Below are 15202 nucleotides of genomic sequence, written 5' to 3'. Positions count from 1 at the left end.
TGCCGTTGGGCTCTTGGGCGGGCTTGGGGTTGGGACTGTTGGGGCGACGAGAGGAGTTGCCATGACTGTCACTGGGACGTCGGTTGCGGGGCGGGTGGTGCGGGAGCCGCGGTTGCGGAATGTTCGGGGGATCGGGCTGGCGGCTTCGTGGGCGATCGCGGCGTCGGCGGCGGTTGATGTTGCTTCGGCGGTGGGGGACTGGTGGACGGCGCAGTCGCCGGCGGTTGCTGCGGGAGACGCCGAGCTCAGGACGGTTGATTGGTACAACCTGGTGACGGTGGTACTGGGTGTCGGGCTGCTGGTGGTGGCTCCGGTGTTGTTCATCGTTTGGTTGCTGAGGGCCCGGGAGAACTCGGAGTTCTTGTGCGATGCGCGGCACTACTATTCGCGGCCGGTCGGGGTGTTCGGGTGGCTCGTGCCGGTGGCGGGGTTCTGGATGCCGTGCCGGTATGTGCAGAACGTCGCGGTGGCCAGTGACCCGGCGGTGGGGCCGCGGGGGGCTTGGATCGACTCGTACAAGAACAACACGGTGACGACGTGGTGGGTGTTCTGGCTCTTGCAGAGCTTCTTGGGGTGGGTGGCGTTCCGGACGGAGATGGGCGTGTACGACGGTGATCCGAGTCAACTGTTCAAGGTGGCGGTGGTGTCGTCGATCTATGCGGTGCTCAGCGTGGCCGGCGCGGTGTTCGCGGTGCTGGTGATTCGGGTCATCAATCGGTTGCAGAGTTCGCGGCCGGCGGTTCCGTGGTGGCACCAGCCGCAGTGAAGGACTCGCGGGTGAGGAAGGCGAGCTGGGCGGTTTTGGTGCCGCCGGCAACGAGCGGGACCTGGACCTCGGGGCCGAGGGTGAAGCCGGTGCGGTGCAGACGGGCGACGGCGCGGGTATTGCGGGTGTCGGGTTCGGAGACCAGGCGTGGGTGGGCCTGGTCGACCAGCAGGTAGTTGCCGATGGCATGGAGCAGTGTCCCGGTGAAGCCGGGGCGTGGGTCGCCCGGGCCGATCAGGAAGTGCGCGCCGATGTCGCCGGCCTGGATGTCGTAGCTGGTGCCGATCGGGTCGGCCTGCGGGTCGTAGGTCTGGAAGAGCGCGACCGGTACGTCGTCCAGGTGGACAAGGAAGACGTGGTGGGTCGGGACCGAGTCGAGGAAGCGGTAGACGTCGCCGATCTCGGTGTCGGACAGGTCGCCCATGCCCCAGAAGCCGGCGCGTTCGGCGGTGACCCACTCGCGGATCAGGTCGAGGTCGCGGTCCGGATCGGACTCGATGATGCGGATCGTTCCGAAGCCCTCGACCTCAGCGGTGTAGGTGCGGTCGTCGCGGTGGAGCTGGTCCCAGTCGGTGACGATCGGGGCGAGGTCGCCGCGTAGCCAGAGCGGTAGCTGGTCGTGGTGGTGGGCGTCCCCGAGGATGCCGGACGCGCCCAGCGGAACGACCCAGGCGCTGGCGGATCGGTCGGCGAGATCCCAGGCATAGCGGGCGGCCGAGGCGCGCAGGCAGATGTCGGTCAGGCCGGGCACGCTCGAGGTGGACATCACGCAGTGGTGATCACCGGACAGGCCGAGGTCGATCGGCTCTTCGTCCGCGGCGAAGATGGGGCCGTCCAGCGGATGCAGAGGTGCGATCTGGTGCGTCTCGCCCCACGGCGGACGCGGCCCGCGGGCAGCGACCTCCTCGAGTGCCTCGCGGGCGATCCATGACTGGTTGACGTCCGGGAGGTCCGCGGCGAGCAGGTTCTCCAGCCCGTAGGCGACATGGTTGAGCGGGTCCATCCACGGCCGGAAGACCTCGGGAACCTCACCGTTCTCCAGTACGGCGAAGTGGTCGGCCAGCCGGGACACGATCGCCTTGCGGACAGCGGCGTACGCCGAAGCGGTGCTGCTGGTCGCGTCCATTCGCCGGTCCCACTCAAGCAATTCCTTGCGCAGGGCAACGGCTTCCGCGGACAGCTCATCCAGTCCGACCAGCAAGTCCAGTACCTGACCGGCTGAACCGAGCCAGGTGTCGCGGTGGACCTCCGGCATGTCCTTCGCAGTCCAGTCGGTACGGGCCGAGAGCAACGACCGGATTCGGTCGGCGCGATGCGGCGACGCGAACTCGGATCCAAGCGATCCGGAGATCCCCCGCGCGTTCGCCATCACCTCCGGCCCATCGATGATTGCGTGCGGCATCGGCTCCCAGCCGTCCCACTGATGCTCTGATTCCCGGGCCGGTACGACGCGCTGCCGGTTGGCCGCCGTACGACGAGGAACCGTGCCCGCGACCCGATGCAGCAGGCCACCGTCCACATCGGCAGCCAGTACGACGTTCACCGGCTCGACCCAACCGTCGAGTGCAGCGTCGAGATCGGCAACACTGGTTGCCTTCAGCAACTTGGGGAACGCCTCGAACCCGAGCCGCCCGAGCACCCGCGGCGGGTACCGCAGGCTGAGCCCGTCGCCGATCACGGGTCCACGCTCGGTCTCGATCAACTCGATCTCGACCGGCTCCGCACCGGCGACCTCGACCACCGAGACAGACCGTGAAGCAGGCGCCCAGCCGTCCGGGCCAAGCGCCTCCACAGACGATCCGGTACGACGGATCTGTTCGGCGTACACGTCCTGGTAGTCGGCCATCGCGTTGGTGATCGACCAGGCGACCTTGCCGGCGTGACCGAAATGCGCGAGCCCCGGGATTCCGGGGATGGCCAGCCCGAGAACGTCGTACTCGGGGCAGGCCAAGCGGATCTGCTGGTAGACGCCTGGGCTCTCGATGAAGCGGTGCGGGTCTCCGGCGATGACCGCCTGGCCGGTGCTGGTCGCCGTACCGGGGACCAGCCAGCCGTTGCTGCCCGCGGTCCGGGGGCCTTCGGAGGTGAAGAGGTCGATGTGATCGTCGCCGAGGTGCTTCGCGACATGGGTGCGCCACAGCTTGCTGGGGAATCCCGCGAACAGGATGTGGATGGTCAGCCAGATTCCCAAGGGGGCCCAGGGCTCCCACTTCTCCAGTTGGAGCCCGGTCTGGTCGAACTCGGGTGCTCGGGCCGCGCCGCCGGGGAGGGCGTGGTTGACGCCTTCGACGTACGCCGTGACCCACTCCTGGGTCTCCGCATCGAGGTTCTCGAAGCAGCGCTGCGCGGTGTCGGCGAGCTGGGCCTGCCGGGCGAACACGTCCCAGGGCAACGCCTCCGGGCCGAGGAACGCGGCCGTCGTACCGAGGAACCGGCGGCGCTCGTACTCGAGCTGCCAGGCGCGGTCCTGGGCGGCGTTGACGCCCTGGAGGTAGACGAGGGCCAACGGGTCCACGGCCTGCAGGTGAGGTACGCCATAGGCGTCCCGGTAGACCCTCGCGTTCACAACAGCTCCAATTAGTTAGGTTAGGCTCAGCTAACTCGGCTGCGACAACTTACAAGGCAGTCGTGCCGTCTGCAATGGCAATTCTTACCGGAGGTACGGCGTGGGGCACGGGTGGGAAGGTGCGGTGCTCAAGCTCTTCCGTGGGAAGGACTTCGAGTTCACCGTGACGGGTGGCGAACAGGTCACCGAGAGCTATCGGCGGGTGCACTTCTCCGACGGTGGTCTGCTGGCGGCGATCGGGGTCCATCCGACCATGTGGGTGCGGCTGTGGTTCGACAACAACGGCAAACCGCATCAGCGGGCGTACACGCTGGTCGACCCTGATGTCGAGAAGGGCACGTTCAGCATGGAGTTCGCGCTCCATGAGGGCTGCGCGAGCGACTGGTCGCTGAAGGCGCAGCCCGGGGACACGATCGAGGCGACAGTGCAGGGCACCGGTTTCGAAATCCCGGATCCGCTGCCCGGTCGGCTGCTGGTGATCGGTGCGCCGGTGTCGTTACCGGCGATCAATTCACTGCTGGCCGTAGCGCCGAAACTGCCGGCGACGATCTGGTTCGAGACCATGCAGGACGGCGATCGCGAGCTGCCGTTCCGGATCGACCCCGAGCGGCACGAGGTGCGCAACCTGTCGAGCGACGAACTGGTCGACACGGTCAAGAACGAGCTGCCGGAGTTCATCGACGACCCGCTCGGCGCGTATGTGTGGATCGCGTGCGACACCCGGATGACCCGCTTGCTCTCGTCGTACGTGGTGAAGGAGCTCGCGGTGCCCAAGCATCGCGTGAGAGCCCTTGGCTATTGGCGCGCGGCCTGAACTACCCTGCCCAGGGTGATCACCCGACTCGACCTCACCGACGCAAGCCTCGCCGAGCGGGTGCTGGCGATCCAGCATGCCGCGTACGCCGTTGAGGCCCAGCTGATCGGGTTCTCCGGAATCCCGCCGTTGCACGAGGATCTGGCCGGGCTGATGGCATCCACCGAGGACTGGCTCGGCCGGTACGACGGCGAAACCCTCGTCGGTGCGGTCGCCTACGAACTCACTCCCGGCGTGGTCGAGATCAGCCGCCTGATCGTTGACCCCGCGCATGCGCGGAGGGGTCACGGCCGGGCCCTGCTCGATCACCTGGACGAGCTCGAACCGCGACCGGTCAGCCGGGTCTCGACCGGCAGTCTCAACACCCCGGCCGTCAACCTCTACACGTCCCGCGGCTATCGGGTGCGGTCGCGCATCGAGGTGGCTCCGGGGGTTGAGCTCTCGCAGTTCGAACGGCCCTAGGGGCGCCGCGGCGGGTTCGGCTGCGGGCCCTCGGAGACCGCGCCGGGGTGATCGGGGGTGTCGACCTCGTGGTCGGTCACCTCGACACCCTCCTCGGCGAGCGCGGCCTCGACCTCGGAATCGAGCTCGTGGCCGGGCTTGGGCAGACCAGGGCGATCGAAACTCATGGCGCTCTCCAGTCGTTCGGGGAATCTCAGTATGTCTGGAGTTCGAGCAGTGTGCCGTTCGGGGCGCGCAGGTGGGCGGTCCGCAGGTTCGGGCCCCACTCGGGACGGTCCTGCGGAGCGGTCAGCACAGTCGCGCCGGCCTTCTCCAGTACGACGGTCGCGTCGTCGACCGAGTCCACCTTGAATACCAGCATCGAGCTATCCTGCGCGTCCGCGTCCGTCGGGAGCGCCGTCGTACCGATGGTGTCGGCGACCACACTGCGGCCGAACAGGACCAGCCCGGTCTGCCCGTCCAGGTCCCAGTTCGCGTACTGCGCCTGCGGGATCACCTTCACCGGCTCCACGCCGTACAGGTCGCGCAATGCGGTGGTGTAGAAGTCGACCGCCGCCGCGAAGTCGCTGACCAGCAGTCGTGGGTAGAGCGCGTCCATCCTCACTCCTATTAGTTGGGAATGACCAACGATTGGTTCGGGCCTACAATAACCCCATGACCTTGTCCGAGACGACCACTTTCGTGCTGCACAAGGTCGCGGTGGCCAGCCGGCGGGCGATCGCGGCCCGGTTGGCCGAGCGTCCGGGGCTGACCTTGTGGGAGTACGCCGCCCTCGCGGAGCTCACCGATCAGGGGGCCGTGGCTCAGCATGTGCTCGCGGCCGGTCTCGGGATCGATACGAGTGACATGGTCCGGCTGATGGATGACCTGATCGCCAAGGGGTTGGTGGCTCGGGACCGGGATCCGGCCGACCGTCGGCGGTACCGGATCGACCTGACCGCCAAGGGGCGCCGGGCGGCGAAGACCGCGCGGGCGGTGATCCAGGAGGTCGAGCAGACCACGCTGCAGCCGTTGTCGGCGGCCGAGCGGGCGACTCTGCTGAAGCTGGTCGCGAAAGTCCACTCTGCTAATAACTAACCGACTTCTGTATCCTCCACGGTGAAAACCTTCATTTCCCCGGTACCGCCCCACTGGAGGATGAGATGGTCCGACGCCTTGCCCTTGCCGCCCTTGCGGTGGCTGTCGCCGGGTTGGCACTGCTTGCGCCGACCCCCGAATCGCGAGCCGACGAGCTCGCCGGGCCGACCGCGGCCCAACTGAAAGCCCGCGCCGGCGGCTGCGAGACCCAGCTGTCGAACGGGAAGTACGCGCAGGACTCCGGCGGCTCGCGCACGATCGCGGTCTGCAAGTCCGGCGACGCGGTGCACTGGACCGCCGACTTCGATGTGGACTGCGACGGTCAGCGCACCACGCAGTGCAACGAGAACACCGATCCGTCGTTCCAGCCGAACACCTCGTGGAACCAGTCCGACGGTCGCCCGCTCAACTCCGCCGGCCTGCCGTTCATCGTCGTACCGCTGTCGAGCTCGATCTGGAACTACGCCTCGGCCGGGATCGGCGGTGCGACCGTGGCCGCGGTCGTCTATCAGGACAAGGTCGCGTACGCCGTCGTCGGTGACCAGGGACCGACCGGGATCATCGGCGAAGGCTCGTACAAGCTGGCCCAGCAGCTCGGGATCAACCCGAACCCGTCGTCGGGTGGAGTGGACGGCGCGGTCGTCACCTACATCCTGTTCCCCGGGGTTTCCGCGGTACCGATCGAGAACCAGACCGACGCCATCTCGAAGGGTGAGGCGGCAGCGACCGCATTCGTGAACAGCACTCAGACGTGTGCGTCCACCAACCTCGACTTCACCGCCTACCCGGCTCTGCAAGCGGGTGCGACGGGCGGCGCCGTACGGGCTGCGCAGTGTCTGCTCGGCGGAACCAACGAGCCCAGCGGCACCTTCGACACAGCGACCACCGATGCCGTCAAGGCGTTCCAGACCCGCGTCGGCCTCCCCGCCGACGGCCTGATCGGCGCCAAGACCTGGACCGCGCTGTTGTCCGCCGGCGACCAGCCAACCATCCGCAACGGCTCCACCGGTACGGCGGTCCGCCGCCTGCAACGTTCCTTGACCGCGGCCCTCAACCGGACAGTCGCCATCGACGGCCAATTCGGTCCCGCCACCGAGACCGCGGCCGAGGACTACCAGCGAACCCGAGCCCTCGTCGTCGACGGAGTGGTCGGCCCCGTCACCTGGACCGCCCTCCAAGCCGGCAAGTAGCGACGCTAAGGACACGTACTAGTGGCCGAATAGGCCTGTAGTTAGGCGGCGCTGAGCGTGACAGCGCCGCCTAACTACATCTCTACGTAGTGTCCTTAGCGGTCGCCGACCGGGCGGCGGAGGGCGGTGGGGGTGAGGGCTGGGTTGGGCCAGGCGCCGTTGGAGTCATAGATGTCCTTGCCGGGTGGGACGATCTCGTCGATGCGGTCGAGGGTGGCGTCGTCGAGGGTGAGGTCGGCGGCCTTCAACAGACCGTCGAGCTGTTCCATCGTGCGCGGGCCGTTGATGACCGAGGTGACCGCGGGATGGGTGGTGACGAACGCGAGCGCCATTTCGGGGAGCGACAGGCCGTTGTCGGCGGCGACCTCGATCAGCTTCTCGACGGCGTCGTACTTCGCGGCGTTGGCCGGCAGGGCCGGGTCGAAGCGGTCGGGGGCCAGGCTGGCGCGCCCGCTGGTGAGGTCGATCGGCTGGTCCTTGCGGAACTTGCCGGACAGGAAGCCCCAGGCGAGGGGGCTCCAGGTCAGCACGCCCATGTTGAGCCGGCGGGCGGTCGGTAGCAGCGACCGCTCGATCCCCCGGCTGAGCATCGAGTACGGCGGTTGCTCGGTGCGGAACTTGCCGTATCCACGACGCTCGGAGACGTGGTACGCCTCGACGATCTCCTCGGCGCCGAAGGTCGACGTACCGAAGGCGCGGATCTTGCCCTGGCTGACCAGGTCGGTCAGCGCCCAGAGGGTCTCCTCGATCTCGGTCGTGTGGTCCGGCCGGTGGATCTGGTAGAGGTCGATCCAGTCGGTGTCGAGCCGGCGCAGGCTGTTCTCGACCTCCTGGATGATCCAGCGGCGCGAGTTGCCGCGCCGGTTGCGGGTGTTCTCGTCGTCGAGCGGGAAGTGCACCTTGGTCGCCAGGACGACGTCGTCGCGGCGCCCTTTCAGTGCCTTGCCGACGATCTCCTCGGACTCGCCCGAGGAGTACATGTCGGCGGTGTCGACGAAATTGATGCCCTGGTCCAGGGCGGCGTGGACGATCCGGATGCAGTCCTCATGATCGGGGTTGCCGACCGAGCCGAGCATCATCGTCCCGAGGGCCTGGATGCTGACTTCGATGCCGGTACCGCCAAGTGTTCGATAGCGCATGACCCGAACGCTAAAAGCTAGAGCGCTGTCTAGGTCAAGCCCTCCGTAAGGTGGGCAGCGTGGACTACAAAGAGCTGTGGGACCCCGAGCCCGGCTGGCTGAACACGGCCTCCTACGGATTGCCGCCGCGCCCGGCGTGGGAGGCGCTCCAAGCGGCCCTGAGCGACTGGCGCGTGGGCGCCACCAGCTGGGAACCCTGGGACGACTCGACCACCAGATCCCGTACGGCGTTCGCCCGGCTGCTCGGCGCTGACCCCGCTGATGTGTTCGTCGGCAGCACGGTGTCTGCCGCCATCGCGCCGATCGCAGCTGCGCTGCCCGACGGGGCGAAGGTGCTGACCGACACCGTCGAGTTCACCTCGAACGTCTTCCCCTGGAAGGTGCACGAGGATCGCGGGGTCGAGGTGATCGCCGTCCCGGGCGCGGACCTCGTCGACGCGATCCGGCCCGGGATCGACGTGGTTGCGGTCAGTGCGGTCCAGTCGTCGACCGGCGCCGTACTCGATCTCGCCGCGGTTGTTGCTGCTAGCAAGGAGATCGACGCGCTGGTGGTGATCGACGCGAGCCAGGGCATGGGCTGGCTGCCGCTCACCGTCGAGGGCGTGGACGCGCTCATCGTCCATACCTACAAGTGGTTGATGTCGCCGCGCGGTGCCACGCTCGGCTATCTGTCGCCCCGGTTGCAGGAGCGCTGCCGCCCCTCGGCCGCCGGCTGGTACTCCGCGGCTGATGTTCACGGCTCGTATTACGGAGAGCGGATGGTGCTGGCCGAAGGGGCCCGCCGGTTCGACCAGTCGCCCTCGTGGTTCTGCTTCGTCGGCGCGGCGCCGGCGCTCGAACTGGTCGAGCAGATCGGCGTCGAGACGATCAACAAACACAACCTCGCGCTGGCCAACGAGTTCCGTGACGGGCTCGGTCTGCCGCCGTCGAACTCGGCGATCGTCAGCACCGCCCGGCCGGGCGCGCAGGCCGCCTTCGCCGCGGCCGGTATCCGTGCAGCGGTCCGGGACGGGAAGCTGCGGGCGTCGTTCCACATCTATTCCACCCGGGATGACGTCCATCAGGCGCTGGCTGCGCTCAAGGCGACGTAGTCTCGAAGCATGGGGCTGAGCATTGGGCAGGTGGCGGAGCGGACCGGGCTGAGCGTGCACGCGCTGCGGTTCTACGAACGCGAAGGGCTGCTGGCCGATCAGGTACGGCGGGAGTCCAACGGCCGGCGGGTCTATTCCGAGGACGACGTGGACTGGCTCGCGATGTGCATCAAGTTCCGCTCGTCGGGGATGCCGCTGGACACGATCCGCCGGTACACCGAGCTGGTCCGCAAGGGAGCCGGCAACGAGCAGGACCGCCTCGAGCTGCTGCGCAGTCACCAGGAGCACCTGGCTGCGCAGATCGAGGAGCTGCAGGAGTGCATGCGGGTCATCACCCACAAGGTGTCGATCTACGAGGGGCACGTCGCGGACGGCACCGCCAGCTGCCTGTGGACTACCCCGACCGAAGAACCCGGAAAAGAGTTGTCGGCTTGAGCAACGACGGCGGTGCCGCGAGCAGGTTGGCGACCTCCAGGAACTGACGGCCCACCACGGCATCGGTCGCCGGGTGTCAGCTACCGGACGAGCGGTGAGCGGTTGATAGCTGGGGCCTATCGCGTCATAGACAGCATTGCTTTGACCACGCTCGCTGAGCACGGGATGTTGTATACATGACGAGTGAGGTCGTGGCCGCTTCCTCCGTTCCGGTCCCTGGGCGTGCTCAGCGCGTGCGGGAGATTGCCGGTGAGCTCCGGGCGCTCCGGGGGCCGCTGATACCGATCCTGCATGCCGTGCAGGAGGAGCTCGGGTACGTCGATCAGCCGGACGTGGCGGTGATCGCCGACGTACTGAATCTGTCGGTGGCCGAGGTGCACGGCGTCGTCACGTTCTACAAGGACTTCCGGCGGGCTCCGGCCGGGCGGACTGTGGTGGCGATCTGCCAGGCCGAGGCTTGCCGGTCGGTTGGTGCGGTCGCGCTGGCTGAGCATGCCCAGCGGAGTGTGGGCTGCGGGTTCGGCGAGACGACGTACGACGGGCGGATCACGCTCGACGAGGTCTTCTGCTTCGGAAACTGCGCGCTTGGGCCGGCGGTCCAGGTCGGCGAGCGGCTGCATGGCCGCGTGACTCCGGCGCGGCTCGATGCACTGCTGGGAGAAGCCCGATGACGCGGGTCTTCGTGTCGCGCGATTCGGCGGCTCGATCAGTCGGCGCGGATGAGGTCGCGGAACGGATTGCTGCGATTGCACCCGAGGTCGAGGTGGTGCGCAACGGATCCCGCGGGATGCTCTGGCTCGAGCCGCTGGTCGAGGTTGAGACCGCATCGGGCCGGGTCGGATATGGGCCGGTCGCACCTGAGGATGTCGACGGGCTGGTGGCTGCCGGCCTGCTCAGCGGTGCGGGCCCGTCGTTGGGGTTGGTTGACGAGTTGCCGTGGATGCAGCGGCAGCAGCGACTCACGTTCGCGCGGGTCGGCGTGACCGATCCACTCTCCGTCGACGACTACACGTCGTACGGCGGTCTGCGGGGTCTCCGTCAGGCGTTGGCGATGACCCCGGCCGAGGTCGTGGAGACCGTGGTCGAGTCCGGTCTCCGCGGCCGCGGGGGTGCCGGGTTCCCGACCGGCATCAAGTGGCGGACCGTTCTTGGCGCTCGGTCTGCGGTGAAGTTCGTGTGTTGCAACGCGGATGAGGGCGACTCCGGGACCTTCGCCGATCGGATGCTGATCGAGGGCGACCCGTTCACACTGATCGAGGGAATGACGATTGCGGCGTACGCCGTGGGGGCCTCGGAGGGCTATGTCTACCTGCGCTCCGAGTACCCGGATGCGGTGGCGACGCTCAGGGCCGCGATCGAACTCGCCCGGACCGAGGGATGGCTGGGGACCGACGTCCTCGGCTCCGGGTTCGAGTTCGACCTGCACGTCCGCGTCGGCGCCGGCGCGTACATCTGCGGTGAAGAGACCTCGATGCTGGAAAGCCTCGAGGGTAAGCGCGGGATGGTGCGGGCCAAGCCTCCGATCCCTGCCCTGCAAGGACTTTTCGGGCTGCCGACCGTGGTCAACAACGTGTTGTCGCTGGCAACGGTTCCGACGATTCTGGCCGATGGTGCGGCGGCTTACGCGGCGTACGGCGTCGGGCGATCACTCGGTACGTCGGTCTTCCAGCTGGGCGGGAACGTCGCGCGCGGCGGGATTGTCGAGACGGCCTTCGGGATCACGCTCGGCGAGCTGGTGAACGAGTTCGGCGGCGGTACGTCATCCGGCCGGCCGATCCGCGCCGTACAGGTCGGTGGGCCGTTGGGTGCGTATCTGCCGGTGTCGCAGTTCGACCTGCCGATGGATTACGAGGCGTTCGCCGCGGCCGGGGCGATGGTCGGGCACGGCGGGATCGTGGTGTTCGACGAGACGGTGGACATGGCCGCGATGGCCCGGTTCGCCTTCTCCTTCTGCGCTGCTGAGTCGTGTGGCAAATGCACGCCGTGCCGGGTCGGTGCGGTCCGTGGCGTCGAGACGATCGACCGGATCGTTGCCGGTGACAACCGCGAGAAGAACCTTGTCGTGCTGGACGATCTGTGCGACCTGATGACCGACGGCTCGCTCTGCGCGATGGGTGGGCTCACGCCGCTGCCGGTGCGCAGCGCCGTTCGCCACTTCGGAAAGGACTTCGGGGCATGAGTCTGTTGAAGGAACCTGATTTCGGTACGCCGGCCCGGCCGGGCGAGGCGACGGTCGAGGTGCTGGTGGACGGGGTCGCCGTCCAGGTCCCACCCGGTACGTCGGTGATGCGGGCCGCGAAGGAGGCCGGGATCGACGTACCGAAGTTGTGCGCGACCGACAACCTGGAGGCCTTCGGGTCGTGCCGGTTGTGTGTGGTCGAGATCGACGGCATGCGCGGTACGCCGGCCTCCTGTACGACGCCGGTCGCGCCGGGGATGGTGGTCCGGACGCAGAACGAGAAGCTCGGGAAGCTGCGTCGGGGCGTGATGGAGCTCTACATCTCCGATCATCCACTCGATTGTTTGACCTGCTCGGCCAATGGGGATTGTGAACTACAAGACATGGCCGGAGTGACCGGTCTGCGCGAAGTCCGCTACGGATCTGGGGTCGAAGCGGGCGCGAACCACATGTCCCTGCCGACGGATTCTTCCAACCCGTACTTCGATTTCGAGGCGTCCAAGTGCATCGCATGCTCGCGCTGTGTGCGGGCATGCGATGAGGTCCAAGGCACGCTGGCGTTGACGATCGAGGGTCGTGGCTTCGACTCCAAGGTCGCGGCCGGGGCCGGCGGATCGTTCTTCGAGTCCGACTGTGTGTCGTGTGGTGCGTGTGTGCAGGCGTGCCCGACCGCGACGCTGCAGGAGAAGTCGGTGATCGAGCTCGGGATGCCGACCCGGTCGGTGATCACGACCTGCGCGTACTGCGGGGTCGGCTGCTCGTTCAAGGCCGAGTTGCGCGGTGACGAGCTGGTCCGGATGGTGCCGTACAAGAACGGCGGCGCGAACGAGGGCCACTCGTGTGTGAAGGGGCGGTTCGCCTTCGGGTACGCGAGTCACCCGGATCGCGTGCTGGAACCGATGATCCGGGACTCGATCGCCGAGGAGTGGCAGAAGGTCTCGTGGGACGAGGCGATCGGTTTTACGGCACGGCGATTGCGGGAGATCCAGACGCAGTACGGGCAAGGGTCGATCGGTGCGATCACCTCGTCGCGGACGACGAACGAAGAGGTGTACACCGTTCAGAAGATGGTCCGGGCGGTCTTCGGCAACAACAACGTGGACACGTGTGCGCGGGTCTGTCACTCGCCGACGGGTTACGGCTTGAAGCAGACGTTCGGTGAGTCGGCCGGTACGCAGGACTTCAAGTCGGTCGACGAGGCCGACGTGATCCTGGTGATCGGGGCGAACCCGACCGACGCGCACCCGGTGTTCGGATCGCGGATGAAGAAGCGGATCCGCCAGGGTGCGCGGTTGATCGTGATCGATCCGCGCAAGACGGATCTGGTGCGATCGCCACATATCGAGGCCGCGCACCACCTGTCGCTTGCCCCCGGCACCAATGTCGCGATGATCAATGCGATGGCCCACGTGGTGGTGACGGAGGGGCTGGTCGACCGGGCGTTCGTCGCCGATCGGTGTGAGGACTTCGAGGCGTGGGAAGCGTTCATCTCCGATCCCGTGCACAGTCCGGAGGCGGTGGCCGGGACTACCGGCGTACCGGCTGAGGAGGTGCGGGCCGCCGCGCGGTTGTATGCGACCGGTGGGAACGGCGCGATCTACTACGGTCTCGGCGTCACCGAGCACAGCCAGGGCTCGACGATGGTGATGGGCATGGCCAACCTCGCGATGGCGACCGGCAACATCGGTCGGCGCGGTGTCGGCGTGAATCCGTTGCGCGGGCAGAACAACGTGCAGGGTTCGTGTGACATGGGGTCGTTCCCGCATGAGCTGCCGGGGTATCGGCATGTGTCGGACGACGGCGTACGGGAGGTGTACGAGAAGCTCTGGGGTACGCCGTTGCTGAACGAGCCCGGACTGCGGATCCCGAACATGTTCGACTCGGCGATCGACGGGTCGTTCAAGGCGTTGTTCGTGCAGGGTGAGGACATTGCGCAGTCGGATCCGAATACCCAGCACGTGTTTGCTGCTTTGGGCGCGTTGGATCTGTTGGTGGTGCAGGACCTGTTCGTGAACGAGACAGCCAAGTTCGCGCACGTTTTGTTGCCGGGGACATCGTTCCTGGAGAAGGACGGGACGTTCACCAACGCCGAGCGGCGGATCAACCGGGTGCGCCCGGTGATGGCGCCGCAGACCGGTAAGCAGGAATGGGAGATCGTCTGCGAGATCTCCCAGGCGATGGGCTACCCGATGCACTACAACTCGGCCGCCGAGATCATGGCCGAGATCGCCCTGACGACACCGACCTTCATGGGTGTCTCGTTCGAACGGCTGGACCGGGTCGGGTCGATCCAGTGGCCGTGCAATGTCGAACACCCGGACGGTACACCGATCATGCACGAAGCGGAGTTCACCCGCGGCAAGGGGCGTTTCATGGAGACGATGTACGTGCCGACGTCGGAACGGTCGACACGGAAGTACCCGTTGATCCTGACGACCGGACGGATCCTGTCCCAGTACAACGTCGGCGCACAGACCCGCCGTACGGCGAACGTCGCGTGGCACCCCGAAGACATCCTCGAACTGCACCCGCACGACGCGGAGGTCCGCGGCATCGAGAACGGCGACACCGTCGCGCTCTCAAGCCGAGTCGGCCGAACCACCTTGCGCGCAAGGCTCTCTGACCGCATGCCCGTCGGCGTCTGCTACACCACCTTCCACCACCCGGTCACCGGCGCCAACGTCATCACCACCGACAACTCCGACTGGGCCACCAACTGTCCCGAGTACAAGGTCACCGCGGTCCAGGTGGATCTCGTCCCCACCTCCGTCGCCGAAGCCCGCGAACCAGTTGTCGCTGGTGATGCACGATGAGCCGCTCTACGCTGCCGCCCTACGTCCGCCTGGCGAACGAGATCGCCGCCCAGTTCGCCCACCGCCCACCCGCCGAAGCAGCCACCGCCATCGCCAACCACCTGAAAGTCACCTGGGACCCCCGCATGAAGACCGCCCTCATAGCCCACGCCGCCGCCGGCGCCCAACACCTAGCCCCCGCCGCCGCCCTAGCCGCCCAACAACTCCAACACCCCCAGTGACCCACCCCACCGACCACACCCCCTCCCCGACCTCCCACCGAGCCAGCGCACCCACCCCGTCCGGGACACCTGCCGCGGGTGCTGGCTCCAGCCCGGTCAGGGCGTCGACTTCGGGTGGGGTATCTGGTGTGGGTGTTGGCTCTGGTCTGGTCGGTGGGTCGGCTTCGGGTGGGGTGTCTGGTGTGGGTGCTGGCTCTGGTCCGGCGAGGGGGTCGGCCTTGGGTGGGGTGTCTGATGTGGGTGCTGGCTCTGGTCCGGTCGGGGCGTCGGCTTCGGGTGGGGTGTCTGGTGCGGGTGCTGGCTCCGGTCCGGTCGGGGCGTCGGCTTCGGGTGGGGTGTCTGGTGCGGGTGCTGGCTCCAGTCCGGTCAGGGCGTCGGCCTCGGCTGGGGTGTCTGGTGCGGGTGCTGGCTCCAGTCCGGTCAGGGAATCCGCTCCAGCCACTGGATTC

General features: G+C 67.4%; 15 protein-coding genes. 11 read left to right on the top strand and 4 right to left on the bottom strand.

Features of this window, described 5'->3' with window-relative positions; translation table 11 throughout:
* Positions 1 to 61 precede the first annotated feature (61 nt).
* Positions 62 to 766, top strand: coding sequence for a DUF4328 domain-containing protein (locus tag ACIA49_RS39680; protein ID WP_396383514.1), 705 nt, complete (start codon positions 62 to 64; stop codon positions 764 to 766).
* Here the strand turns inward: ACIA49_RS39680 and ACIA49_RS39675 are convergent.
* Positions 711 to 3332 (bottom strand): GNAT family N-acetyltransferase, encoded by a 2622-nt coding sequence (locus ACIA49_RS39675; protein WP_396383513.1) that lies wholly within the window; start codon positions 3330 to 3332, stop codon positions 711 to 713. The two genes, ACIA49_RS39680 and ACIA49_RS39675, sit on opposite strands and share 56 nt — an antisense overlap.
* A gap of 124 nt (positions 3333 to 3456) precedes the next feature.
* On the opposite strand from ACIA49_RS39675, the gene ACIA49_RS39670 reads away from it, so the two are divergent.
* Positions 3457 to 4146 carry a siderophore-interacting protein gene (locus ACIA49_RS39670; protein ID WP_396383512.1) on the top strand — a complete coding sequence of 230 codons (690 nt, stop codon included), beginning with the start codon at positions 3457 to 3459 and terminating at the stop codon, positions 4144 to 4146.
* Positions 4147 to 4161: 15 nt separating this feature from the next.
* Positions 4162 to 4608 (top strand): GNAT family N-acetyltransferase, encoded by a 447-nt coding sequence (locus ACIA49_RS39665; protein WP_396383511.1) that lies wholly within the window; start codon positions 4162 to 4164, stop codon positions 4606 to 4608.
* On the opposite strand, the gene ACIA49_RS39660 is transcribed toward ACIA49_RS39665, so the two are convergent.
* Both ACIA49_RS39660 and ACIA49_RS39655 read right to left on the bottom strand, forming a co-directional pair.
* The gene (locus ACIA49_RS39660) at positions 4605 to 4775 is read right to left on the bottom strand and encodes a hypothetical protein (protein ID WP_396383510.1); all 171 of its coding nucleotides are present in this window, start codon (positions 4773 to 4775) and stop codon (positions 4605 to 4607) included. The genes ACIA49_RS39665 and ACIA49_RS39660 overlap by 4 nt on opposite strands.
* 26 nt (positions 4776 to 4801) lie before the next feature.
* The gene (locus ACIA49_RS39655) at positions 4802 to 5206 is read right to left on the bottom strand and encodes a VOC family protein (protein WP_396383509.1); all 405 of its coding nucleotides are present in this window, start codon (positions 5204 to 5206) and stop codon (positions 4802 to 4804) included.
* Between the two features lie 56 nt (positions 5207 to 5262).
* Here ACIA49_RS39655 and ACIA49_RS39650 point away from each other — a divergent pair, with 56 nt between their 5' ends.
* Together ACIA49_RS39650 and ACIA49_RS39645 are read left to right on the top strand one after the other, a co-directional pair.
* Positions 5263 to 5685, top strand: a complete 423-nt coding sequence (locus ACIA49_RS39650) for a MarR family winged helix-turn-helix transcriptional regulator (protein ID WP_396383508.1) — start codon at positions 5263 to 5265, stop codon at positions 5683 to 5685.
* A gap of 65 nt (positions 5686 to 5750) precedes the next feature.
* Complete coding sequence (locus ACIA49_RS39645; RefSeq protein WP_396383507.1) at positions 5751 to 6875, top strand: peptidoglycan-binding protein; 1125 nt, start codon at positions 5751 to 5753, stop codon at positions 6873 to 6875.
* A 95-nt stretch (positions 6876 to 6970) separates the two neighbouring features.
* Here the strand turns inward: ACIA49_RS39645 and ACIA49_RS39640 are convergent, their stop codons facing one another.
* Positions 6971 to 8014: an aldo/keto reductase gene (locus tag ACIA49_RS39640; protein WP_396383506.1), complete on the bottom strand. Its 1044-nt coding sequence runs from the start codon at positions 8012 to 8014 to the stop codon at positions 6971 to 6973.
* A gap of 59 nt (positions 8015 to 8073) precedes the next feature.
* On the opposite strand from ACIA49_RS39640, the gene ACIA49_RS39635 reads away from it, so the two are divergent.
* The 6 genes from ACIA49_RS39635 (at position 8074) to ACIA49_RS39610 (ending at position 14753) form a co-directional block, all read left to right on the top strand.
* Positions 8074 to 9105: an aminotransferase class V-fold PLP-dependent enzyme gene (locus tag ACIA49_RS39635; protein ID WP_396383505.1), complete on the top strand. Its 1032-nt coding sequence runs from the start codon at positions 8074 to 8076 to the stop codon at positions 9103 to 9105.
* 9 nt (positions 9106 to 9114) lie between these two features.
* Positions 9115 to 9540: a MerR family transcriptional regulator gene (locus ACIA49_RS39630; protein WP_396383504.1), complete on the top strand. Its 426-nt coding sequence runs from the start codon at positions 9115 to 9117 to the stop codon at positions 9538 to 9540.
* A 176-nt stretch (positions 9541 to 9716) separates the two neighbouring features.
* Positions 9717 to 10211 (top strand): NAD(P)H-dependent oxidoreductase subunit E, encoded by a 495-nt coding sequence (locus ACIA49_RS39625; protein WP_396383502.1) that lies wholly within the window; start codon positions 9717 to 9719, stop codon positions 10209 to 10211.
* Complete coding sequence (locus tag ACIA49_RS39620; RefSeq protein ID WP_396383501.1) at positions 10208 to 11719, top strand: formate dehydrogenase beta subunit; 1512 nt, start codon at positions 10208 to 10210, stop codon at positions 11717 to 11719. The genes ACIA49_RS39625 and ACIA49_RS39620 overlap by 4 nt, the downstream gene beginning before the upstream one ends.
* Entirely contained in the window at positions 11716 to 14532 is a 2817-nt protein-coding gene (gene fdhF, locus ACIA49_RS39615; RefSeq protein WP_396383499.1) for a formate dehydrogenase subunit alpha, read from the top strand. The genes ACIA49_RS39620 and fdhF overlap by 4 nt, the downstream gene beginning before the upstream one ends.
* Entirely contained in the window at positions 14529 to 14753 is a 225-nt protein-coding gene (locus ACIA49_RS39610) for a formate dehydrogenase subunit delta (protein ID WP_396383497.1), read from the top strand. Before fdhF ends, ACIA49_RS39610 begins: the two co-directional genes overlap by 4 nt.
* The last annotated feature ends 449 nt before the right edge of the window (positions 14754 to 15202 follow it).

Origin of the sequence: Kribbella sp. NPDC051587 (assembly GCF_044453945.1) — a bacterium.
GTDB lineage: Bacteria > Actinomycetota > Actinomycetes > Propionibacteriales > Kribbellaceae > Kribbella.
This window is presented reverse-complemented; position numbering and strand designations above follow the sequence as displayed.

Excerpts from the sequence above, each read along its gene's own strand:
- ACIA49_RS39680 (WP_396383514.1), top strand. The coding sequence starts at position 62 with ATGACTGTCACTGGGACGTCGGTTGCGGGGCGGGTGGTGCGGGAGCCG.
- ACIA49_RS39660 (WP_396383510.1), bottom strand. The coding sequence starts at position 4,775 with ATGAGTTTCGATCGCCCTGGTCTGCCCAAGCCCGGCCACGAGCTCGAT.
- ACIA49_RS39655 (WP_396383509.1), bottom strand. The coding sequence starts at position 5,206 with ATGGACGCGCTCTACCCACGACTGCTGGTCAGCGACTTCGCGGCGGCG.
- ACIA49_RS39650 (WP_396383508.1), top strand. The coding sequence starts at position 5,263 with ATGACCTTGTCCGAGACGACCACTTTCGTGCTGCACAAGGTCGCGGTG.
- ACIA49_RS39645 (WP_396383507.1), top strand. The coding sequence starts at position 5,751 with ATGGTCCGACGCCTTGCCCTTGCCGCCCTTGCGGTGGCTGTCGCCGGG.
- ACIA49_RS39640 (WP_396383506.1), bottom strand. The coding sequence starts at position 8,014 with ATGCGCTATCGAACACTTGGCGGTACCGGCATCGAAGTCAGCATCCAG.
- ACIA49_RS39630 (WP_396383504.1), top strand. The coding sequence starts at position 9,115 with ATGGGGCTGAGCATTGGGCAGGTGGCGGAGCGGACCGGGCTGAGCGTG.
- ACIA49_RS39625 (WP_396383502.1), top strand. The coding sequence starts at position 9,717 with ATGACGAGTGAGGTCGTGGCCGCTTCCTCCGTTCCGGTCCCTGGGCGT.
- ACIA49_RS39620 (WP_396383501.1), top strand. The coding sequence starts at position 10,208 with ATGACGCGGGTCTTCGTGTCGCGCGATTCGGCGGCTCGATCAGTCGGC.
- fdhF (WP_396383499.1), top strand. The coding sequence starts at position 11,716 with ATGAGTCTGTTGAAGGAACCTGATTTCGGTACGCCGGCCCGGCCGGGC.
- ACIA49_RS39610 (WP_396383497.1), top strand. The coding sequence starts at position 14,529 with ATGAGCCGCTCTACGCTGCCGCCCTACGTCCGCCTGGCGAACGAGATC.